Genomic DNA, 21560 nt, shown 5'->3' with positions numbered 1-21560 from the left:
CACTCAGGGTCGCTGCGCTAATATCCCTTCGCTTCCTCGACGTAAACTTTCTTTGAAAGTTTACCCAACTGAGCCATAGGGCTATTTGCTGTAGTGATTTAAAGGTAAATCACTGAAAGCGCAGGCAGTATAAAAATTTTTAACAGGCTTGTCACTATTAAAACGTGAAAAAGTCGGGGCGAATGGATTGATTGCTCAATATTAAGCCAATGTTGTAGCGGTGAGGGTGTTGCGCTGTGCGGATCATTAAAATGGTGAGGTAAGTACTGGTCTGGTTTTGCAGTGTAAAAAATAGAGTCACTTAAAATTCGAGTTGGATTTTTGCTGTAAACGCGAGATGAGCAAGCTGTAAGGTTGGCTTATGATAAGTTGAATTTAGTAGTATTTGGTGGAAGTAGGGCAGAGATAAAAGAAGCCGGCAATTGGCCGGCCTCTTTTAGGAGAACGAATTAGGTTATTGGTGCATGCCTAGTTTTTTCTCTAGGTAGTGGATATTCGTGCCACCGTTTTGGAAGTTCTCGTCTGACAAGATCTTTTTGTGAAGTGGGGTATTGGTTTTAATCCCGTCAATCACTAGTTCATTCAGTGCGTTTTTAGCACGAGCGATCGCAACATCACGGTTTTCACCATAAGTGATTAACTTACCGATCATTGAGTCGTAATGTGGCGGCACTGTGTAATCAGCGTAAATATGGCTGTCCCAACGGATCCCAAGGCCACCTGCGGGGTGGAAACGCGTAATTTTACCCGGTGAAGGGATAAAGTTCTCTGGATCTTCTGCGTTAATACGGCACTCGATTGCGTGACCACGGATCACCACGTCTTCTTGTGTGATAGAAAGCGGTTGGCCAGCTGCAATCTTAAGTTGCTCTTTGATTAAGTCTACGCCAGTGACCATTTCTGTTACTGGGTGCTCAACCTGAATACGGGTGTTCATTTCAATGAAGTAGAACTCGCCGTTTTCGTATAAGAATTCAAACGTACCTGCGCCGCGATAACCAATCTCGATACATGCACGAGTACAGCGATCACCAATGTATTTACGCATTTCTGCTGTGATCCCTGGTGCAGGTGCTTCTTCCACTACTTTTTGGTGACGACGCTGCATTGAACAGTCGCGCTCACCTAGGTGGATTGCATTGCCTTGACCGTCAGCGAGTACTTGTACCTCGATGTGGCGTGGGTTTTCTAGGAATTTTTCCATGTAAACCATACCATTACCGAAGAACTGCTTCGCTTCTTGTTGTGTTAAGGCGATAGAGTTTGCAAGTTCTTTTTCGTTGCGAACGACACGCATACCACGACCACCGCCGCCGCCAGCCGCTTTGATGATAACTGGGTAGCCGATACGCTTAGCGATCTGCGTGTTGCGGTCGTTGTCATCAGTCAATGGACCATCAGAACCAGGCACGCAAGGTACGCCTGCTTTTCTCATCGCTTCAATTGCTGATACTTTATCACCCATTAGGCGAATAGTGTCGCCCTTTGGACCGATAAAGATAAAGCCACTTTGCTCAACTTGGTCAGCAAAGTCGGCATTTTCAGAAAGGAAACCGTAACCTGGGTGAATAGCAACCGCGTCTGTGACTTCTGCCGCCGCGATAATACGAGGAATATCAAGGTAGCTTTCGCTTGCCGCAGGTTTTCCGATACAAATGGTTTCATCTGCAAGAAGAACGTGTTTTAGGTCGCGGTCAGCTGTTGAGTGCACAGCAACCGTCTTTATACCTAGCTCCTTGCAGGCACGCAATACGCGAAGTGCAATTTCACCTCGGTTTGCAATGACTACTTTATCTAACATAACGTTGACCTTCTGCGTAATTATTCGATGATGAATAGCGGTTGGTCGAATTCTACTGGCTCACCGTTTTCAACTAGGATTGCTTTCACTACACCAGCTTTGTCTGATTCGATCTGGTTCATCATCTTCATGGCTTCAACGATACAAAGTGTGTCGCCAACATTTACTTTTGAACCTACTTCAACATATGCCGCTGCTGTTGGAGAAGAAGCTGTGTAGAAAGTACCAACCATAGGAGACTTAACTTGGTGACCTGCAGGTGCGCTGCTTTCTGCTGGTGCAGCTTCTACTGCAGGAGCTGCCGTTGGTGCTGCTGGTGCAGGTGCCGCTGGAGCTGCCATGTATTGTTGAGGTTGTGCATAAACTGGTGCACTGCTGTGGCGATTGATACGTACTGACTCTTCACCTTCAGTGATTTCTAGCTCTGCAATACCTGATTCTTCTACTAGCTCGATAAGTTTTTTGATCTTGCGAATATCCATACAATGACCCGCCTGTTAGTTAATTTGAGTTATTTTGTTTTCGCAATTGCGCTAACGCTGCATCAAATGCAGCACGATAGCCCAACGCGCCTAATCCACATATCACGCCTTCCGCCACATCAGAAAAATAAGACTTGTGACGAAATGGCTCTCTGGCGTACACATTGGTGATGTGTACTTCATAAAAAGGGATGTCCACACTGAGTAAAGCGTCTCGAAGGGCAATGCTCGTATGGGTAAATGCGGCAGGATTAATGATAATCGCATCGCATTGTTCATATTGAGCGTGAATAGCCTCGATTAGCTGCGCTTCACTATTACTTTGAATGTGTGACAAGCTGACTTGCTGTGCTTCTGCATATTCAGTTAATGCGTCAACAATTTCGTTGAGAGTCTGCGTGCCGTACTTGTGCGGCTCACGGCGACCTAGCATATTTAAATTAGGGCCGTTTACTAATAAAATCTTTAATTTTGCAGACATATTACGCGAACTTCCTTTAACTAAAGCATTAGCCAAAAATTTAGACTGTATGGCTTGTTAACTTAAGCCGAATTCCAGCAAATAGCAAATATTTCTCCATTTCGTGGAGTATTATAGAGAGTTCGAGGTAAATAGCAGCAAAATACTGGTCTAATCAGAAGGGAAGAGGGGCAAGTGTACTTGCCCCTAAAATGGTTACTTTGCGTCCTGCTTGGCCTTTTCTAGGTGGGCAGCAAAGTCTTTTGCGTCTAAGAAGCCTGTGATGCGGTGTGTTAGCATCTCATTACCTTGACTATCAAAGATTAAAATAGTCGGTAAACCAAACACCGTAAATGCTTCCATGATCTCTTGGGTGTTGTCATTGGCTTTGGTCAAGTCGAGCTTTAATAGCTCATAATCTTTGAACTGTGCTTGTACTTCAGGTTTCGGGAAAGTGTATTTTTCAAACTCTTTACACGCAACACACCACTCTGCGTATAAATCAACGATAGGCACTTTGCCTTTAGCATTAGCCTTGATCACTTCCTCTCGCAGTGCAGCTAAATCAGGGATCAATCTAAACTTTTGCAGTCCACTTACTCTTGGTTGCTTTATGGCTGGTAACTCAGTCGCCTTTGGTTGGTCTTTTGCGGATAGCCCAGCCGTCTTTTCTGCTAACTGTTGTTTTACTGCGGTCAACTCAGCAGCCAACTCAGCGGCTAATTCGTCCACGTGTAATTGAGTTTGTATTAGACTGGCTTCTAAACTTGGCTCTTGTTTAGGCATAATTGCGTCTTTAACACCAAATAAACCCGGTATCAGTAACATAAGTGCCATTGTCCATAGTAAAGTCTTTCCTTTACTTGCTTGAAGCTGGCTTTGCCAGAAGTGTAAATATAGAGCTGTTGCAATAGCCAAAATACTTGCCATTAGTACTATGATGTCAAAGTCTACAATACGCTCTAAAAGGATAAGCGGTACGAAGAGCATCACAAAACCAAATAGCGTTTTGACCTGATCCATCCAACCACCTGCTTTTGGCAGTAATTTTCCACCTGAGGTACCTAGCAGTAATAGCGGTAGGCCCATGCCCAAGCTAAGTGCGTATAGCGTTACCGCGCCCACTACATAATCACCGCTTTGCGCGACAAATAATAGCGCGCCAGAAAGTGGAGCCGTGGTGCAGGGCGATGCAATAAGTCCAGAAAGCACACCCATAATGAATACGCCCCAGTAATTGCCGCCTTTTTGCTTGTTACTGAGCTGAGTGAGTTTATCCATCATGCCGCTAGGTAAACGAATTTCGTAAACCCCAAACATAGATAGCGCGAGTGCGACGAACAATATACTAAAGCTGATAAGTACCGCTGGATGCTGCAAGTAGCCTTGAATTTGGCCACCGAAATACGCAACGACTAACCCAAGTGCAGCGTAAGTGACCGCCATACCTTGCACATAAACAAAAGACAAACTGAAGGCTTTTTTAGTCGAAAGGCCTTGTTGACCGGCGATGAGGCTCGACAAAATTGGGAACATCGGGAATACACAAGGGGTAAACGCAAGGCCAATACCAAGGCCAAAGAACGTCAAAATATTCGCAAGTAAGCTGCGCTGCATTAACTGCTCAGTGAAAGACAAATTATCGTCATCCACAGGCGCGCTTTCGCTTTGAGCTTCTGCTTTTGTCTCAGGTGCTTTTGTTTCAGGAGCTTTGGTTGGCGTGGTCTTTGGCTTTTCTCCTGCAATCGTGCTTAACGGCACTTCTACAATTTCTGGCGGGTAGCAAAGTCCAGCTTCGGCGCAGCCCTGATAGCGTATTTTTACGATTGCACCTTGCTCGATATTACTGAGCTTAGAGATAACAGATAAGTTATTAAAGTAGACTTCAGTGCGACCAAAAAACTCATCTTCAATCATCTCCCCTTTTTCAAGCTGTGGCACTTGGATGTCGGCTTGTTTGGCGATAATTTGAAGATTCTTCTTATATAAGTAATAGCCGTCGGCGATGTCCCAACCTACAAACAAGGTGTTGCCTTGCTGGTCAAAATCGAACTTGAATGCTTCTTTTACTGGTAAAAAAGTCTGTTGCTTAGGAGCCAGTAAGCTGTCTAGCACCGCATTGTTTGCTTGCGCGGGAAACCACATCAGCAATGAGAAAAGAACTACTAAGAGTCGCATTACAATAATACCTCGTCCATCCATTTGAAATAAGCTAAGTTGCCGCTGGTGACGTCCACGACTTGAATTTCTGGGACATCATAACTGTGTAAGTCACGAATAGCAGCCATCACTTGCTCTAGTTTTTCGGATTTTGTCTTGATTAACAGCTTGGTTTCTTGTGCATGTTCAACCTGACCTTCCCAAACATAAATAGATTCCACTGCTGGGATTAGGTTCACACAAGCAGCAAGTTTTTGCGTTACAAGTTGCGTTGCAATCTTACGCGCTTCTGCAACCGAATCGCATGTAGATAAGACGAGTTTATATCTTACGCCCATTGCCATTTCCATTTTAGGGTTAGTAATGGCATCTTAGCGGATAGCTCCTCTTTTCTAAAGCGTCTTACTTGTATCGCTTGAATTAAGACCTTTGCACCCATATTTATCTTTCGTAGATTTGGAGAAAGTATGTTTAGATTCTTATTTATTTTATTTATCGCTATTCCGATTATTGAAATTGCTTTGCTGATCCAAGTCAGCGAGGTGATAGGCGGTTTTGCTACCATTGCGCTTGTAATTGGTACCGCCATTTTAGGGGCAAGACTGGTTAAACAGCAGGGTCTTGGCGCTTATGTCAACGTACAGCAACAGATGTCTCGTGGGCAATTGCCTGCACAAGATTTATTTACCGGTTTGTGTGTGATCATTGCCGGTGTGCTATTGATGACGCCTGGGATCATGACCGATGTATTAGGTTTTTTACTGTTAACCCCAGCCGTTAGAAAAAGGCTGGCGCAGTCGCTTTTAGCTCATGCCACCGTAAGAGTGCAAACAGGCATGCACTCAGGTCAGTCACCGTTTGCTAATCAATCACGCGACGGGCGTGCGGAGCAGCAGGAAGAAATTAGAGATCCATTTAAAAATCAATCGGGTAGAAATTCTTCAACAACGATTGAAGGTGAATACGAAAGAAAAGACTAAACTTTTTTTGGTTTTTTCTCTTGGGTTTTAATTTGCCCATCCCCATAAATGAAAGCAATTAAAATTGCGTGTGTTAACCACAACCTGTGGATGTAACAGCGCCTTAAAAAAGCATTATTTCTGTCATTGTTCAGAAACTGTTAGGAGAACTATATAAATGAACATTCGTCCTTTACATGATCGCGTCATTGTTAAGCGTCTTGAAGAAGAAACAAAGTCAGCTGGCGGCATTGTGTTAACTGGTTCTGCAGCTGAAAAGTCTTCACGTGGTGAAGTAGTTGCAGTAGGCAACGGCCGCGTGTTGGACAATGGTGAAACTAAAGCACTACAAGTAAAAGCAGGCGACACAGTGTTGTTCGGCTCTTACATCGAAAAAACTGAAAAGATCGAAGGTCAAGAGTACCTGATCATGCGCGAAGATAACATCTTAGGCATCGTAGAATAATTAATACTTTTTAGTTTAATCGACAACAGAATTTAAGAGGAATTTATAACATGGCAGCTAAAGAAGTTCGTTTTGCAGGTGACGCTCGTACAAAAATGCTAAAAGGCGTAAACGTACTAGCAGACGCAGTAAAAGTAACGCTAGGTCCTAAAGGCCGTAACGTTGTTTTAGAAAAGTCATTCGGCGCACCAACTATCACTAAAGACGGTGTATCTGTTGCGAAAGAGATCGAGCTTGAAGATAAGTTCGAGAACATGGGCGCACAAATGGTTAAAGAAGTTGCGTCTAAAGCTAATGACGCAGCGGGTGACGGTACTACAACTGCAACTGTTCTTGCGCAAGCTATCGTGAACGAAGGTCTTAAGTCAGTTGCTGCGGGTATGAACCCAATGGACCTTAAGCGTGGTATCGACAAAGCAGTTATCGCTGCTGTTGAAGAGTTAAAAACGCTTTCAGTGCCTTGTTCAGACGCAAAAGCGATTGCACAAGTTGGTACGATTTCAGCTAACTCTGATAAAGAGATTGGTGACATCATTGCAGAAGCAATGGAAAAAGTAGGTCGCGAGTCTGGTGTTATCACTGTAGAAGAAGGCCAATCACTACAGAACGAACTAGATGTAGTTGAAGGTATGCAGTTTGACCGTGGTTACCTATCACCTTACTTCATCAACAACGCTGAAAAAGGCCAAGTTGAGCTAGATAACCCACATATCCTTCTAGTAGACAAGAAGATCTCTAACATTCGTGAACTTCTACCTACACTTGAAGCCGTTGCTAAAACAAGCAAGCCGCTATTAATCATTGCTGAAGACCTTGAAGGTGAAGCGCTGGCAACTCTGGTTGTAAACAACATGCGTGGTATCGTGAAAGTTGCTGCGGTTAAAGCACCTGGCTTTGGTGACCGTCGTAAAGCAATGCTACAAGATATCGCGACACTAACTGGTGGTACGGTTATCTCTGAAGAAATTGGCCTTGAGCTTGAGAAAGCTACGGTTGAAGACTTAGGTACAGCTAAGCGCGTGGTTATCACTAAAGATGATACAACTATCATTGACGGTGCTGGCGAGCAAGAAGCAATCGATGGTCGCGTATCTCAGATCAAAGCACAAATCGAAGAAGCAACTTCTGACTACGACAAAGAGAAACTACAAGAGCGCATGGCAAAACTTGCAGGCGGTGTTGCAGTAATCAAAGTTGGCGCAGCAACTGAAGTTGAAATGAAAGAGAAAAAAGACCGCGTAGAAGATGCACTACACGCAACTCGCGCAGCGGTTGAAGAAGGTGTAGTACCTGGTGGTGGTGTTGCGCTAGTTCGCGTAGCGAGCAAGCTTGAATCGCTAACTGGTGACAACGAAGACCAAAACCACGGTATTAAAGTGGCACTTCGTGCGATGGAAGCACCACTTCGTCAAATCGTTTCAAACGCAGGTGACGAAGCATCAGTTGTGGTTAACGCAGTTAAAGCTGGCGAAGGTAACTACGGTTACAACGCTGCAACTGGCGAATACAGCGACATGATCGAAATGGGTATCCTAGACCCAACTAAAGTAACGCGTTCTGCACTTCAGTTCGCAGCATCGGTTGCTGGTCTAATGATCACTACAGAAGCGATGGTTGCTGAAATTCCGAAAGAAGAAGCTGCTGGTCCAGATATGGGCGGCATGGGCGGAATGGGTGGCATGGGCGGCATGATGTGATAAACATCATCTCCTAAGCACTACACGCTTTAGAAAAACCCTAACAGTTTGATGTTAGGGTTTTTTTGTGTCTGAAATTTGCTCAAGCGTCATTATTTTAGGGGTATAAAGTGGGGTATCGATTTAAGTCCCATGTGTTGTAAAAAAAATGTGCTTTGTGCTGTTTTACACAAATGGACTAGTAGCAGGAACATGCTTAGTTGGGCTAACTAACCAATGTATAACAACCATAAAATCCAACACAATATGCTAAAGTAAAATAGGAATACTGCCGATACTAAGGCAATACGAAAAGGAGCTTTTATGACTATTCATTTTAATATCCATTCGGTGTCAACAACGAATGCGCCAACATCAACACCTACACAACCGTTTGCTACGCCCGTAAAAAAGGAGCCAGAACCAAATCAGGTTAAAGATACCAAAGAGAAACAAGTATCTGACGAGTCTGTGTCTATTGCTGCATTTACAGGTGATGCGCCGAGCAGTTCACCATACAGCGCTCTACTTAATCCTGAGGGCTTTGATTTTGAGAATATGTCTATCAATGAATTTAAAGGTATTGTTGACGCAATTCGAACGTTGGAGTCTGATATGGCACGCTCGAGTGGGTATACGGGGAGCTTACGTGACACATTTTGGGATGATGTAATGGGGGTGAAAGGTTCTTTAGATGGTGTCAATTTTGAGGAAAAAGGTTTCAAGCCTGACGAAAAAATAAATATTATCGACTTCTTTGTAGATCATGTAGAAGGCGCGGCGCAAATGGAAAAAGAGAACTACCGCTCATTTCATGGTGTGTTGGGTAATGCTCAAAAGAAACAGCAAACAGTTGCTAAAATCACTTCAGAATCTTTTCTCCAAGAGTATCAAGAGAAGGTGATCAATTTCCTAAAAAGCCAAGAAACTAAACTTGTTGATACGCAGGCTTAATTAGCCTGCGTAATATAAATTAATTCTCGCGGTATTCGTAACGTACACCGCCACGTATACTTGTACCGCCACCGTTGTTTTTCAGAGTTAATCTATAGCTGCCACGAGGAAGGTATCTTCCGATATGAGTACCTCGATCAATTTCTCTATCATCACGGTATAAAATTAATTCCATATCATGGCCATCATAGTTTCTTTCTATTGTGAAAAAGTAAGAATTACAAGTACCGCCAAAGCTTGAAAAATTGGTAAGAGTAATTTCTTGATCTACTTTAGCACTTGCATACTTTGTATATTTATAGGTCTCGCAGCGTCCCCATTCAGCATTTAATTCAGCGGCTCTTTGATTTACGTCTAGTTCGCCACTTTCAGAACGGTCTAGCAGCTCAGCCATAGTAATACCTTCAGCTTTAGCGACCGCTTCAGCTCTTTGAACTAATCCACCTTCGGCTTGAGCATAAGATATAGCAGAAGTGCTAACCAATGTCGCTAACATAAGTGATTTTAATAAACCGATAACTTTCATAATATTCCTTTGTCCTTGAAGTTATTTTGTATGATGAGAAAAAGAGAGTGATTTTGTAACTTGACTCTTGAAAGCCTTTTCTCAGAATCAAACTCGGAGAAAATTTTAATTTATCTATGTTCCTATTACAATACAAGGTAGTTCGAAATTTACTTCTAATTATATGATTGCCAGTATCATAACAATTTGTTATTAAATAATTTATATTGAATTGCTTCAGAGCCTTAGAGTTGTTGTTAGCGCGCTATTGATATAGGTAACTGGTTGAAATATAAATAAATTTATACTTTATTTCATCCGAGGGGTATAAAGTGGGGTATCGCCACTTTTTCCCATGCTAATAGTCCAATATAAACAAAAGCTTAAGCTCTGTATGGGCGGCATGATGTAAGTGCGACGAGAGTCGCGCTTGTTTTTATAACCTATTGATTAGTATGGTGATTTTGTAGGTTTCGCTCCCTTGGTTGAGCGTTGACGAAACGCTCAATACCCCTTACCCAGAGTTATCTGGGACTCTTAGAACACCAAAGGTCAACATATTAAATGGGTGCTCGAGTTGAACGATTACATGATGTAATTGAACCAACTGACCTTGCTTCAAAATTAAGCCAACTTCTTGAAGGAGTTGGCTTATTTCAAAATGTAAGTTTCACAGCATCTTATTGTTGCTGTTACTACTTCAATAACAGCGCAGTGATATAAGCTGCTTTGGTGATTGTCTGGCGTATTTCGTCCGCGGCCAGACCTGTTATTCAGCTAACAGTAGCCTAGGGATAGTGCGATGCTGGTAACGGCATGGTGCAAAGCTTCCTGACAATGTACCTCTGTAATAGGCATCTTTTTCTGTGAACAAAAGGTGGTTTTGGTGAATGACAAACCGAAATAGGGCTAGGCCGATAGCAATGGTTAGCGTACGTAAACTACTGCAAACACAGTCAACTGCAATCATCAAAATCTCATTGTTACGCTTAAAGCAAAAGGTATGTGGCGGGTTACTCCTTTTACATCTGGGAATATGATGACAAGAACCATTGGTGGATAAGTAGAACCTAACCCTATCGTTGTCATCAAAGTGGAACTTGGGAAGCCCAATTATTCGCTTAACTTTTGTTATCAAAGTTATAGGTAGGCGACCCGCAAGGGTCGTTGTTGGATAAGTGGGTAAAGGATGTCTGACCAAGCGAAGGCCGAATTGTAATGATGAACTGGTTTAATTGAGCCGGACACTTTAATAATGGACAATGATCTAATATTGAGGTGTTAAATGACAAAACGTAAAAATAAGTCTTATAGAACTGAATTTAAGCAAGAAGCAGTTGCTTTAGTGATAGAGCAAGGCTATTCAGTTTCAGAGGCGGCTGCTTCTTTAGAGATCACCACCAAACTGATTTATAGCTGGAAATTCATTAAATGAAGATGAGTAAAACGGCTGAGATAAGAAGCAAAGTATCGGTTCCTCAGAGAGAATAGCCAAGCTTTTAGAGTTATCAAATTATGTTCAGCTATGAAAGTGAGTTGCTCAAACTATTACGCACGGCTAGCGAGTCCAGTAAAGCTTATAACGGCTGAAAAGTTACATCTTTATCGAAAGGCAAAGCACTGTTGAAATGCAGCAGAGAAAGCTTAGGCTACCGTGAGTTATGTAAGAGCTTAAGCAAAGCAGGTTTTAAAATAACGCGCTATAAAACCAGAGAGTTAATGGCGAAGCTCAATTTAGTTGTTAAACAACGTGTGGCTTATAAGGTAATAACTCAGCGGAAGTACTCTGATACCGTTGCTGATAATTTGCTTAACCAGAGCTTTAATCCGGTAGCACCGAATCAAATTTGGGCTGGCGACGTGACGTACCTAAAAAATGACGAAGGCTGGATGTATCTTGCTGTTGTAATGGATCTATATTCACGTTGAATTGTTGGCTGGCATAATGATAGGTGTATGACCACTGATCTAGTGAGTAAAGCGTCTGTATCCAACACTTTGATTATATTAGCAATACAATGGCGTTTTGGAATGCTCTTTTCAAAGGGATGGTGATGCCGTAGCCAATCCAGTTGCAGCTCACCAAACTCTAGAATTGGCATCCATCCGTCAGCGCCACTAAGCACGGCACTCAGAGTCAAAAACAAGATGCCGACAAGATTATGTTTGATATTAACATCGCTTATAGGATCTTCAATCCATTCTAAATGCATGATGCTCATTGTAACGACATAAAAATTGCGGTGCTTAACCAGATCATAAAACTCCAATACTTGTCAATTTAAAGCTCGATCCCACCCTAGCCCGAAGATGTTTGTTAATATTTTTCATATTATTAGTGTTTTTGCTCTTTTTATTTATCCTTAATTTTATTAATAAGTTGAAGGGTTAGTATTTTATATCGTTTTTTTTAGGAGTTACAGACCTATTTTGTTTTGTATTTATCAATAAATTATTGCTTTTTTCTTTAGGTGAATTGTATTTTTTCTAATAGTTTTTTATCGCTATAATTTTCTTATTTTCAGTTTGTGGCTATGTGTGATAGTGCCTACGTTAATCACAATAGATATGTCAAAGGGAGTGTTTAAAAATAAAAAAGATAAATTCTTTTCTTAAGTATGCAACTTATCAATTCTTATTCTTGATGTGAGTGGTGCTTGGTTTTAGTCATGTCGATTATTTTCAGTGGTGAATAAAAATATACAGTAAATTGGATGTGTTTAGTTTTTATTATTCAACTTTACAATGCATTGATGAAAACGGGAAAATAAGGTTGTCTCTTTATTGAACTAAAGATAAAGGTAGCTAGTACTGCTGTATCTTCAGCAATTTTTTATCGAATAAGCACCAGTAATAGCTTTAAATTTCAAGTTTTTTTTATAACTATTTGTTTTTTAAGTGAAGGTTGTGTCTTTGACTGTGGGGTATTAAATTTATCTATAAGTCTCGTAGCTAAAAGGCTACAAGGTATGAATCTCAGGTCATGCACATAACTCTATTTTGACACTTATGTGAATATTTTAAGTCTATGCTCCGGAAGTGATTACTTTATACTTTATAAATCATGGGTTTAAGTGGATTTTCATCCAAAATTAACAGTTTTTACTATCAAATATTAAATTTTAGTGAATCCCTGTATTACATAAAAATTTAATTTTAAAACCCCTCAGCTGTTTAATAGAATGAAATTTCAAAAAAGTTTTGTGTTTAATTTGTTGCAATAATATGCGCTATGGGTGGGGTTGTTGATTTAATGGTTGGATTTAAATATGATGTTTAAATATTGTTTATTTGCTTTGAGAAGGAAGGTCTGGCGTGACTTTCTTTTTTCTTTGGTAGTCTGATTTGAAGTGTTGGAGATAAGTATATGGATGTTATTAAAAATAAATTTGGTCGATCGGAACTATTTGCCGCACTTCCTCGAAAAGTTGATTATGAACAATGGTTTGATCCCGATAGCTCAGAAAAATCAAAGGCGCACTTTAAGTCATTGTTAGATACTTTCTACGAGAGTATGTTGGAATATGTGGATGGTAGAGACTTCTCGGCACTAGAATATCAAGTTAATAATGATAATACATTCAATGCGCCATATATTATCGAGGGCGCGGGAATGGCCTTCGGTATACTTTTTCACACTCGTTTTATTACAGTAAATGTACTTGAAAATTCTTATTTTAATATAGCAAGCATTAACAGGTTATTCTCCTTCGGGGTAGGGATGAGCATTGGCTTCCTGGGGCAACCATTTGAAAAATGCTTAGGCTTTAGGGAACGCTTGAGTTTTAGAGCAATAAAGGATGGATATGGCTTCTACTCCGGCATAAGGTTTAGGCATCGGCTGCAAAGGCATGGGCATGCTCTCATAAATGATGGTCCTTCTGACTTTGGGCTTTGGAGCGGATACGGACGTTCGTTATGGTTTGCAAGTTCATCGCAGCCAGAAAAGCTTTTTAACATCCTGCAAACCCTACCTCTGCGTAGCAGAGGTGCGGTGTGGCGTGGCGTTGGGCTGGCGGCAACATTTACTGGCGGAGCGGAACTTGACGTAATCACCGAGCTGTCTGATTTCTGCACGGAGCACCGTCATCACCTTTCACATGGTGCACAATACGGGTTGTATTTGCGCGGTAAAGCGCACGAAAATTTTCCATCGATCCAGAAAACCAAGACGATTCTCTGTAAACCATTAGATTATAACAACCCCTTTCATAAAAACATTACAACTGCATCTAGTTACTTGAGGTGAAACGATGGAACAGCGTATGGATTTAGTGGTTCTCGGTGGTGGAATGGCCGGGATGGGACTTGCACTTCAGGTGAGACGCCAACTACCTACAATTCGAATTCTTGTACTTGAACGGAACACTTTTCCTGTTGAGGAAAGTGCCTATAAAATTGGCGAGTCTACGGTAGAGGTTTCGTCTCACTACTTTGCCAATATACTTGGTTTTGGGCAGCACCTAAAAGATGAGCATTTGCCAAAACTTGGCCAGCGATTTTTCTGGGATAATGGCTCAAACACAGATATATCATCTCGCCTGGAGCTCGGGTGTCGTGATTTCCCTGCCGCTGATACTTACCAAATTGCCAGAGGACGCTTTGAAAACTTCATTATAGATAAGTGTAACCGCGATAATATTGACGTTCAGGAAGGAACTAAAGTTATTGATGTGCAGATAGGCTCAGAGGAGTCAGATCATACCGTGTTTTACGAACGTGCGGGGAGTCAAAGCCAAGTCAGTTGCAGGTGGCTTGTGGACGCAACTGGCGGAGGGGCCGTACTAAAGCAGAAACTGAAACTAGATCGTGAGGCAGATCATAAGGTTAGTTCTGCATGGTTTAGGGTTGCACGTGAGGTCAAAGTAGATGAATGGAGCGAATCATTACAATGGCAAGAGCGACATGGCAGTGGCCCTGAACGACGCCTTAGTGTCAACCACCTTATGGGACGAGGCTATTGGATATGGTTAATACCGCTAGCAAGTGGCTCCACAAGTATTGGTCTCGTTGCTGATGAACATCTTCATCCAAGCTGTGAATTCGACACATTCGAAAAGCTTGTTAAGTGGATGGAAAAGCACGAGCCACAATGTGCTTCTCTGGTACAAGAAGCAGTTTCTGATTTCCAAGACTTTGGAATCTTAAAAGAATTTTCACGTCACACTACAAAAGCTTACTCACCTGATCGCTGGTTTCTAACAGGGATTGCTGGAGTATTCGTTGATCCGTTCTACTCCCCTGGAAGTGATTTTATTGCATTTAGTAATACTTTTATTACGGATCTAATTTGCAGTGACCATGCTGGGGATAAAGGTGTAGATCGTCGAATTGAAGCGGCTAATTCTTTCTTCCTAAGTCTTACAGATGCCTACTTCAAGATATTTCGTGGTCAATATGAAATCTTTGGAAACCAGCAAGTTATGCCATTAAAGATTTGTTGGGACTGGTCAATATATTGGACCCAAAATGCTTTCATTTTCTGTCAAGGAGACTATGCAGAGCTACCAAAGAAACCCGAAGTTTGGCCTTTGCTCCATTCATTTACAGCTCTCAATGAAAACATGCAACGGTTTTTCTTAACTTGGAGCCGCCTTGATACCAAAAATGAACCGACACAAGAGTACATTGATTGGACGGAGTGTGAGTTCCTTAGGTCACTAAATGAGCGTTTAGTCTGTGCGACCAAGAATACGCAGACTCTTAAGGAGTTGGAGGGTGCATTCGAAAGACTGTCTCAAGCAGCTGGGGAAATGGTACAAGCCGGTGTTAATCGTGTACCTGAGCTAGAGGAGTTCTTACAGTATGTATCGGTAACTGGCCGCCGTGAACACTACAGTTATATTTTAGATAAAGTAGGTGTTTGACAATGAGCATAATAAATTACGAGGGAAGTATGAAACGAATCAATATAAGCAAGGAGCAGACTGGTGAGCGATCACTTTTAGATCATGTTTTGAATCGTTCGGAGGTTGTATGGAAAATATAACTATAAGAGCGGTCCCATTTCGTATGGAAGAAAAGGTGATAAATGAGAGTGGTTTTAACTATGCTTGGAGCCTTGAAAGAGCAACTTCCTTACTAGGGCTCGGCTACTCATTTTATGTGGAGTTTATCGAACTCTTCTATACAGGAGTTCGTTCAGCGGCGCTTAAACTGCTTACAGATCCAGCCGTGATGCGTGCCGAAAAAGATTACTACACTCAGGAAATGCACCATGCTAACCAGCATAGGAAATTGAATAAAGTGCTTCACAAGGGAGTAGTGTTTAAGGAGCGCTATCATCCAAGGGTGTATGACTTTTTGTATCCTATTTATAAAGATAAATATGAGCCAATGTTGGAAGGCGCTCGCAATGATTTGGGATTCTCAGGAAAAGATAATGTATTCCTTAAACAGGCGCTTCTTGATGTGGCTGTTTTCGAAAGTAAAACTTGTGTATCTAGCTTCGTTTTTTTCGAACAATTATTCGATAACGGGATCCTTAATTACACCATTCGAAACTCTCAAAACCTGGGGATACTTTATTTACTCGGGTACCATTTTATTGAAGAAATTGAGCATTGCAGTATTGCTGTCGATTTATACCAATCGATCTACGATGAAATAGTGTGGAGCCCTGAAGAATTGGCTAATACACGTGATCTAGACGACGTAGAAGCGATTATATCAACGTACTCAATAGCAAAGCAGATTGGTGAAGACATTTCCCGGGCGGATATTGAAGCATCTGCCTTCTATAGCGGCATAATGGCTAATCGAAGAGAACTCATTCAAGAAGGGTTTCATCCCAACGATGCTGACGTGAAGAAACGGAGAGCTTATTTGATCGAGAAGTGGGATAAGGAGTGGGAGCCGCAATTGCTTAGGGCAATTAATCAACAGTCGGTTAATTAAGTGCTGCGAGCATACGCGAATCAGTGATTGGATAGAAAGATATGAATAAAACGAAATGGGTGCTAGTTACTGGTGGAACTAGAGGTATCGGTGAAGCGATCGTACGTGAGTTAGCTGTTGCTGGGTATCGTGTTGTCTTTACATACAAAAGTAGTCAATTAAAAGCAGAGAGTATAAGTGCTAGCCTGACCGAGGAAGGGCATTTGTGCGAAGCACATCAGTGCGACATGACACAATTTAGTGAAGTAGGCGAGCTGGCTAAAAAGCTTGAGAAGGCATATGGAGCGCCGTATGCATTGGTCAACAATGCGGGAATTACCAAAGATGCGATACTTTTGAATATGGAGCTTGAGCACTGGGAAGAAGTGATGGATACCAACCTGAACTCACAGTTTTATGTCTTAAAAAGTTTGGTTAAATCGATGCTGATGCAAGGCGGCTGTATCGTCAATGTTAGTTCTGTCACTGCATTTAAGGCAAATCCGGGCCAAATCAATTATGCCGCAACAAAGGCTGCCACTATAGCAATGACAAAAACTTTGGCCAGAGAGTTGGGACGTTTCAATATCCGGGTGAACTCTCTAGCTCCAGGCCTGATTGAAACAGAAATGACATCGAAAATAGACGAGAGAAGTATGAATAGCATGTTCAAGAGTATTCCATTGGGGAGAATAGGCCAAGTGCATGATGTTGCACCAGCTGTACTTTTCTTACTCGGAGCAGGTGGAAATTATATCACAGGTCAAACACTCGTGATTGACGGTGGATTCACTGCTTAGTGTTTCCCTGCCTTTGTTTGGTTCTTTGAAGGCGTAGAGAATGGAGTGAATGTCAGTAGTTAGCGCACGTATGTTACTAAAAGCAAAGGAAAATGGTGGATGCTACTTAAGGTAGCCCTGTTCAATATAGCGATATTGGAGGAATAAGATGACTGGGATCAACACGATCGTAAAATATGGTTGTATGTCTGACGAACAAAGATGGGATGCAAATAGGTACAAATGGGAATGGCTTCGAGAACTTGAACCGGATGATAAGGAGATCGCGAAGTTACTTGACTGTCTTGCCGATGGGGAATACTCAGGTCAAGCATCTGTGGCACAGACCTACGAACTGATGATGAAAGCAAAAGAGGAAGGATATCCTAAGGAGTTGCTGGATGATTGGGGGGAATTCCTATCGTACAGCAATATTATAGCTTATGAAGAAACGCGACATGGTTTATCTGTTGGGTTGATAAACCACTACGCCTGCCATGGAAATCTCGACTACTTCGAACACTTAACTGTGAGGGACTACAGTCGGAAATACATATGGTGTTATGAAGATAGGAGATACTGGAATTTATATAGCTATGCACTAGCTCATTTGTTTGCAGAAGTGGTCAATACTGAGCTGTACAAGGATATGAGGCCGCAAATAAAGCATCCAAAGTTCAAAGAAGTCATCACGAATATTATGAAAGATGAAGCTAGACATATCCGCGCTTGGCTGAGCGTCATAAAAAATATAGTCGATGCAGACGAATACCATAAAAAGTGTTTTCTGGATGAACTCGATTGCGGTCTGAATTATCACAACGCTATGGTACATGAAACCTATTTTGAAGGGCAAAACAAGATGATGCGCTTCTTCGTTAGCTCAAAGAATGGAGAACCAGGAACCATCGAAAGGATCATCAATACTAAATATACACTTCTCAATACACTGTTTGGAGAAGATAACCCTTATAGCTTCGCACAAGTGAAAGAAAATCATTATGCGTTTCTTGCCAGAACGCGCGGAAAGAAGCGGGCCGTATTCTCGGAAGAGGTAGAAGGGAATATTTGTTTTATTGATTAATGAGAAGTTTGTCTGGGCATCTAGGATGAGTGATCCTAGCTGATTGAGAGAGCTTCTAGGTTATCGTGCGGACATAGTGATGTCTTGTCGCACTGGTGTGCATACCCATTGTAGGTATGTCGTATTTTATATAAAGGAGTAAATTTAAAATGAGTGATAAAAATAATTCAATTGCAACTTTGTTGAAGGACACGATTGGAGAGCTAGTTGATTATGACGCAAGCGACATCAACAGTAACACTAATATGGAAGAGTTGCATCTGGTTAGTCTTGACTATGTAACCATAATGGTAACTTTTAAGAAAGAGCTTGGGATTGCAGTGGACCTCGACGCTATGGCTGAAGCTGAGTTACAAACGTTTGATGACCTAGTAAATTTTGTGGCTTCAAGCCCGTTGGAAGAAGAAACACCAGCGTAGGCAAATGAGAGTGTGATAACTAGCATTGTGATTGCTTAAGCTTTGAACTAGGTAAAGGTATGGTGAAAATCCATTTCAGGTAGTTAATCGCCTAGGACGAGTGAAATCGGAGCGAATTGTCATACTCAACTGTGCCCAAAGTGGTGTCAGTGTGACGGTGTAGCAGGAAGTGTTTGAAGTACTGCGGTTGAAAGGAAATATGTGTACATAATGGAATTGAGATGTATGACTGAACTTAAAAGTGCGGAGAGTAGCATATATCTGTGTGGTTATGAGACCACCAGCTATTCGAGTGAACTTTTCCAATATAGCACGTTGTTATGCAAGATTTAATTACTAAGCGGGAAGAGAATCACAAAGCAGACTATTTCGCAGGCTCTATCTCGCATATTGAAAGGCTATCGAACATGAGTTGGGACATAACCTTCAAGGAAATATTGTGTAGTCATAAAATACAGCTACTGTCTAACATTCCTTCTCATCTAGCTGAAATTACGACTTTGATACTCACGATAAAAAGAAAACTTTTATTAGGGGCTTTCCATCATGGCTAACATTTATCTATTTCAATTTTGTGATTATCGAATAAATAAACGCCTATGAAAAAGCAGTTCAGCTGATCACTGAAGATGACCTCTATGAAAGACGCTGTTGACAGCAATAGATTTGTGCGCGTCGCTGAATAGTGTCAGAGGATATATACAATGACTGCTGTGCAATATAGCTCTGAGTCAGCAATTGGATGTGCTGAAAGCGAACTATAGAAATCTTAAAGCTGTTAAACAATTTACGGGAAAACCAAGATATGTATAAAAACCGAGTAGCGATAACCGGTTACGGAGCGATATGCCCTTTAGGAAATTCTGTACCAGAGATCTGGAAAAGCATTATTGAATATCGGCTAGGGTATGCCAAGTACACCCATCCGAATAAATCTGTGACCGCAAAGTTCTTTGGAAGAATCGAACAACCGATCAATGTGAGTAAGTTCTCTAAAAAGATACTAAAAAGTATGCCGAGATTCGGTCGCTTGGGTCTTATCGCGGCAGACGAAGCCATTGAAATGGCATTTGGACAAGAGCCACTGGCTACGCTTGATGAATTCTATGACCCTTTCGATAGAGGGATCATATTCGGAACTGGCTGGGGAGGTGAGGACACCAGTATCGCAAATAATAACTCCTATATTAAATATGGAGTAGCGTCCCCTGTTGCTAATCTTGAGTGCATGCCAAGCGTCGGTACCGGTTTGATGTCAATTAACTGGAATCTCCGAGGCTATCAAAATACTCCCGTGGCGGCCTGCGCTACAGGGAACATTGCGATTGGTGATGCTTACGAAATCATACGCAGTGGTAGAGCTAAAATGATGCTCGCTGGTGCGGCAGAAAGTGTATTAGACGATTATAACGTGTGGACTCTCGATGTCTTAGGGGCACTTTCCAAGGAGCAAAATGATGTAGAAAAGGCATGCTGTCCGTTTAGTGCCGATCGTAGTGGTTTTGTCTTAACAGAAGGTTCTGCTGCAATGGTTCTTGAAAATATGGAAGATGCAGTTCGCCGAGGTGCAAATATATTGGGTGAGATCACAGGTTATGCAAATTACTCTGACGCTTATGACATCACAGCACCGGCTGTTGACCTAAAAGGTCGCATAATGACCATTGAAAAGGCAATTGAAAGAGCACAGCTAAAGAACAATGATATTCATTACATTAATGCTCATGGGACATCGACACCGCTCAATGATGCGAACGAGACACAGGCAATCAAAGAGGTTTTTCAAGAAGATGCCAAGCGAATTCCCATTTCAAGTACAAAGTCGTATACAGGACATTTGGTTTCTGCATCCGGGATCATTGAAAGCATCTTCTGCTTGAAGACCATGGAAGATGATATGGTACCAGCGACGGTAAACCTTAAAACACCAGATGAAAAGTTAGATCTCGATTTTACTCCTAATGAACACAGAACCGTCAAAGGCATTGAAAATGTATTAAATATTAATTATGGCTTTGGAGGCTGTAATAGCGCATTGGTGCTTAGGAGGTATAAATGAGCGTTTCTCACTCATTTACTGAAAACGAACTTCGTGACTGGGCAACGTTTTCCGGCGATTGGAATCCTATTCATTTCGATCATGAGTTGGCTAGAAAGAATGGGTTAGATTCTACAGTCGTGCATGGAATGCTTGCAATGCTTCAGGCAAAGAAAATGGCATGTGACATCATTGATGATAGTAATATAGAAATCAATTTTTCACTCAGGAAACCCATTCCATTACAGCAAGAAATGATATACGAGCTCAACAAATTAGAAAAGCACACGAATTTGAGTATAAAAAAGGGAGATAGTGGAGAGACGTTTTATATCTCGAGCATTAAGGAGAGTTCTAAACCTCTTGTGATGGATGATAAAGCCACAATTCATAGGGATCTACCCAGTGATTTTGTAAACGAAAAACGCCTTGAGTTTAGTGAAAATTACCCTGACATACCATTTGATTGGATTTTTCTCGATGCGTTGATATTTGCTATATATGTTGAGGGTAATGGTGGCACATCGCTCGCTAAAGACACTCAAGAGTTTCTTGGTAGCGAAGTCTACGAAAAAGAGTTTGCTGTCTACCAGATAAGTCATAAGGTAACTATAGCACGAAAACTAGTGGGCAAGACGCGGCAGGAGTTAAGCGGATTGAGTTACGCTACTAAGGGAGTCGATCTGGTCAGAATGACTGATTCCGTATATGGCTCGGTAGACTTCTGCGTCCTTGAAGACGATGAAGCCGTCATGAAGATTGGAATGGGGCTTATGGTGAAATTCCTCGAAAAGAGCAAACTCGTAGTTGATATGAGTGCGGGTAAATCTCCCATAACTTCGAGTGAAAGCACGCGGTGATGCTAAGTAATTTGATTGACAGACCTGAGTGATTCGGTGCC

20 protein-coding genes and 2 pseudogenes are annotated in these 21560 nt (G+C 41.8%); 14 read left to right on the top strand and 8 right to left on the bottom strand.

What is annotated here, in order from left to right; translation table 11 throughout:
• Positions 1-454 precede the first annotated feature (454 nt).
• The 5 genes from accC to cutA form a co-directional block, all read right to left on the bottom strand.
• On the bottom strand, positions 455-1801 hold the full coding sequence (gene accC, locus EXT48_RS14805) for an acetyl-CoA carboxylase biotin carboxylase subunit (protein ID WP_010368767.1): 1347 nt from the start codon (positions 1799-1801) through the stop codon (positions 455-457).
• A gap of 20 nt (positions 1802-1821) precedes the next feature.
• The gene (accB, locus tag EXT48_RS14800) at positions 1822-2283 is read right to left on the bottom strand and encodes an acetyl-CoA carboxylase biotin carboxyl carrier protein (RefSeq protein WP_130126957.1); all 462 of its coding nucleotides are present in this window, start codon (positions 2281-2283) and stop codon (positions 1822-1824) included.
• 19 nt (positions 2284-2302) lie between these two features.
• Complete coding sequence (aroQ, locus tag EXT48_RS14795; protein ID WP_010368763.1) at positions 2303-2764, bottom strand: type II 3-dehydroquinate dehydratase; 462 nt, start codon at positions 2762-2764, stop codon at positions 2303-2305.
• 195 nt (positions 2765-2959) lie between these two features.
• Positions 2960-4921 (bottom strand): protein-disulfide reductase DsbD, encoded by a 1962-nt coding sequence (locus EXT48_RS14785; protein ID WP_240703391.1) that lies wholly within the window; start codon positions 4919-4921, stop codon positions 2960-2962.
• Complete coding sequence (gene cutA / locus EXT48_RS14780) at positions 4921-5241, bottom strand: divalent-cation tolerance protein CutA (protein WP_039494127.1); 321 nt, start codon at positions 5239-5241, stop codon at positions 4921-4923. The genes EXT48_RS14785 and cutA overlap by 1 nt, the downstream gene beginning before the upstream one ends.
• Positions 5242-5370: 129 nt before the next feature.
• Here cutA and EXT48_RS14775 point away from each other — a divergent pair, with 129 nt between their 5' ends.
• From EXT48_RS14775 to EXT48_RS14760, 4 genes are all read left to right on the top strand, one after another.
• The gene (locus EXT48_RS14775; RefSeq protein ID WP_099028990.1) at positions 5371-5883 is read left to right on the top strand and encodes an FxsA family protein; all 513 of its coding nucleotides are present in this window, start codon (positions 5371-5373) and stop codon (positions 5881-5883) included.
• A gap of 157 nt (positions 5884-6040) precedes the next feature.
• On the top strand, positions 6041-6328 hold the full coding sequence (locus EXT48_RS14770) for a co-chaperone GroES (RefSeq protein WP_010368755.1): 288 nt from the start codon (positions 6041-6043) through the stop codon (positions 6326-6328).
• A 50-nt stretch (positions 6329-6378) separates the two neighbouring features.
• A complete protein-coding gene (gene groL, locus EXT48_RS14765) occupies positions 6379-8025 on the top strand; it encodes a chaperonin GroEL (protein WP_017217202.1) in 1647 nt (548 codons plus the stop codon).
• 303 nt (positions 8026-8328) lie between these two features.
• Positions 8329-8958 carry a hypothetical protein gene (locus EXT48_RS14760; protein ID WP_130164914.1) on the top strand — a complete coding sequence of 210 codons (630 nt, stop codon included), beginning with the start codon at positions 8329-8331 and terminating at the stop codon, positions 8956-8958.
• Between the two features lie 19 nt (positions 8959-8977).
• Here EXT48_RS14760 and EXT48_RS14755 read toward each other — a convergent pair whose 3' ends face one another.
• Together EXT48_RS14755 and EXT48_RS14750 are read right to left on the bottom strand one after the other, a co-directional pair.
• Positions 8978-9484 carry a hypothetical protein gene (locus EXT48_RS14755; protein WP_130164913.1) on the bottom strand — a complete coding sequence of 169 codons (507 nt, stop codon included), beginning with the start codon at positions 9482-9484 and terminating at the stop codon, positions 8978-8980.
• A gap of 748 nt (positions 9485-10232) precedes the next feature.
• A complete protein-coding gene (locus tag EXT48_RS14750) occupies positions 10233-10433 on the bottom strand; it encodes a hypothetical protein (RefSeq protein ID WP_130164912.1) in 201 nt (66 codons plus the stop codon).
• 315 nt (positions 10434-10748) lie between these two features.
• Between EXT48_RS14750 and EXT48_RS14745 the strand changes: the two genes are divergently transcribed.
• Both EXT48_RS14745 and EXT48_RS23895 read left to right on the top strand, forming a co-directional pair.
• Positions 10749-10898: a transposase gene (locus EXT48_RS14745; RefSeq protein WP_130164911.1), complete on the top strand. Its 150-nt coding sequence runs from the start codon at positions 10749-10751 to the stop codon at positions 10896-10898.
• 359 nt (positions 10899-11257) lie between these two features.
• Positions 11258-11389, top strand: a pseudogene (locus EXT48_RS23895) (DDE-type integrase/transposase/recombinase); the annotation flags it as partial.
• 47 nt (positions 11390-11436) lie between these two features.
• Here EXT48_RS23895 and EXT48_RS23890 read toward each other — a convergent pair.
• Positions 11437-11685: pseudogene (locus EXT48_RS23890) on the bottom strand (transposase family protein); the annotation flags it as partial.
• A 1145-nt stretch (positions 11686-12830) separates the two neighbouring features.
• Between EXT48_RS23890 and EXT48_RS14735 the strand changes: the two are divergent.
• The 8 genes from EXT48_RS14735 to EXT48_RS14700 all read left to right on the top strand — a co-directional run bounded on the left by EXT48_RS14735 (position 12831) and on the right by EXT48_RS14700 (position 21519).
• Positions 12831-13712, top strand: coding sequence for a DUF1702 family protein (locus tag EXT48_RS14735; protein WP_130164909.1), 882 nt, complete (start codon positions 12831-12833; stop codon positions 13710-13712).
• Between the two features lie 4 nt (positions 13713-13716).
• Positions 13717-15330, top strand: a complete 1614-nt coding sequence (locus tag EXT48_RS14730; protein ID WP_130164908.1) for an NAD(P)/FAD-dependent oxidoreductase — start codon at positions 13717-13719, stop codon at positions 15328-15330.
• Positions 15331-15439: 109 nt separating this feature from the next.
• Entirely contained in the window at positions 15440-16360 is a 921-nt protein-coding gene (locus EXT48_RS14725; RefSeq protein WP_130164907.1) for a metal-dependent hydrolase, read from the top strand.
• Positions 16361-16401: 41 nt separating this feature from the next.
• Entirely contained in the window at positions 16402-17139 is a 738-nt protein-coding gene (locus EXT48_RS14720) for a 3-oxoacyl-ACP reductase family protein (protein WP_130164906.1), read from the top strand.
• 148 nt (positions 17140-17287) lie between these two features.
• A complete protein-coding gene (locus EXT48_RS14715; RefSeq protein WP_130164905.1) occupies positions 17288-18202 on the top strand; it encodes a hypothetical protein in 915 nt (304 codons plus the stop codon).
• Positions 18203-18351: 149 nt separating this feature from the next.
• Positions 18352-18621 carry an acyl carrier protein gene (locus EXT48_RS14710; RefSeq protein ID WP_130164904.1) on the top strand — a complete coding sequence of 90 codons (270 nt, stop codon included), beginning with the start codon at positions 18352-18354 and terminating at the stop codon, positions 18619-18621.
• Positions 18622-19426: 805 nt separating this feature from the next.
• On the top strand, positions 19427-20680 hold the full coding sequence (locus EXT48_RS14705) for a beta-ketoacyl synthase (RefSeq protein WP_130164903.1): 1254 nt from the start codon (positions 19427-19429) through the stop codon (positions 20678-20680).
• Positions 20677-21519 (top strand): MaoC/PaaZ C-terminal domain-containing protein, encoded by an 843-nt coding sequence (locus EXT48_RS14700; protein WP_130164902.1) that lies wholly within the window; start codon positions 20677-20679, stop codon positions 21517-21519. The genes EXT48_RS14705 and EXT48_RS14700 overlap by 4 nt, the downstream gene beginning before the upstream one ends.
• The last annotated feature ends 41 nt before the right edge of the window (positions 21520-21560 follow it).

The organism is Pseudoalteromonas sp. CO348, from assembly GCF_004208845.1.
Taxonomy (GTDB): Bacteria; Pseudomonadota; Gammaproteobacteria; order Enterobacterales; family Alteromonadaceae; genus Pseudoalteromonas; species Pseudoalteromonas maricaloris.
Note: the sequence above shows the minus strand (reverse complement) of the source record. Positions and strands in the feature narration are given on the sequence as shown.

Coding starts and splice junctions, on each gene's coding strand:
- accC (WP_010368767.1), bottom strand. CDS start 1,801: ATGTTAGATAAAGTAGTCATTGCAAACCGAGGTGAAATTGCACTTCGC.
- accB (WP_130126957.1), bottom strand. CDS start 2,283: ATGGATATTCGCAAGATCAAAAAACTTATCGAGCTAGTAGAAGAATCA.
- aroQ (WP_010368763.1), bottom strand. CDS start 2,764: ATGTCTGCAAAATTAAAGATTTTATTAGTAAACGGCCCTAATTTAAAT.
- EXT48_RS14785 (WP_240703391.1), bottom strand. CDS start 4,921: ATGCGACTCTTAGTAGTTCTTTTCTCATTGCTGATGTGGTTTCCCGCG.
- cutA (WP_039494127.1), bottom strand. CDS start 5,241: ATGGGCGTAAGATATAAACTCGTCTTATCTACATGCGATTCGGTTGCA.
- EXT48_RS14775 (WP_099028990.1), top strand. CDS start 5,371: ATGTTTAGATTCTTATTTATTTTATTTATCGCTATTCCGATTATTGAA.
- EXT48_RS14770 (WP_010368755.1), top strand. CDS start 6,041: ATGAACATTCGTCCTTTACATGATCGCGTCATTGTTAAGCGTCTTGAA.
- groL (WP_017217202.1), top strand. CDS start 6,379: ATGGCAGCTAAAGAAGTTCGTTTTGCAGGTGACGCTCGTACAAAAATG.
- EXT48_RS14760 (WP_130164914.1), top strand. CDS start 8,329: ATGACTATTCATTTTAATATCCATTCGGTGTCAACAACGAATGCGCCA.
- EXT48_RS14755 (WP_130164913.1), bottom strand. CDS start 9,484: ATGAAAGTTATCGGTTTATTAAAATCACTTATGTTAGCGACATTGGTT.
- EXT48_RS14750 (WP_130164912.1), bottom strand. CDS start 10,433: ATGATTGCAGTTGACTGTGTTTGCAGTAGTTTACGTACGCTAACCATT.
- EXT48_RS14745 (WP_130164911.1), top strand. CDS start 10,749: ATGACAAAACGTAAAAATAAGTCTTATAGAACTGAATTTAAGCAAGAA.
- EXT48_RS14735 (WP_130164909.1), top strand. CDS start 12,831: ATGGATGTTATTAAAAATAAATTTGGTCGATCGGAACTATTTGCCGCA.
- EXT48_RS14730 (WP_130164908.1), top strand. CDS start 13,717: ATGGAACAGCGTATGGATTTAGTGGTTCTCGGTGGTGGAATGGCCGGG.
- EXT48_RS14725 (WP_130164907.1), top strand. CDS start 15,440: ATGGAAAATATAACTATAAGAGCGGTCCCATTTCGTATGGAAGAAAAG.
- EXT48_RS14720 (WP_130164906.1), top strand. CDS start 16,402: ATGAATAAAACGAAATGGGTGCTAGTTACTGGTGGAACTAGAGGTATC.
- EXT48_RS14715 (WP_130164905.1), top strand. CDS start 17,288: ATGACTGGGATCAACACGATCGTAAAATATGGTTGTATGTCTGACGAA.
- EXT48_RS14710 (WP_130164904.1), top strand. CDS start 18,352: ATGAGTGATAAAAATAATTCAATTGCAACTTTGTTGAAGGACACGATT.
- EXT48_RS14705 (WP_130164903.1), top strand. CDS start 19,427: ATGTATAAAAACCGAGTAGCGATAACCGGTTACGGAGCGATATGCCCT.
- EXT48_RS14700 (WP_130164902.1), top strand. CDS start 20,677: ATGAGCGTTTCTCACTCATTTACTGAAAACGAACTTCGTGACTGGGCA.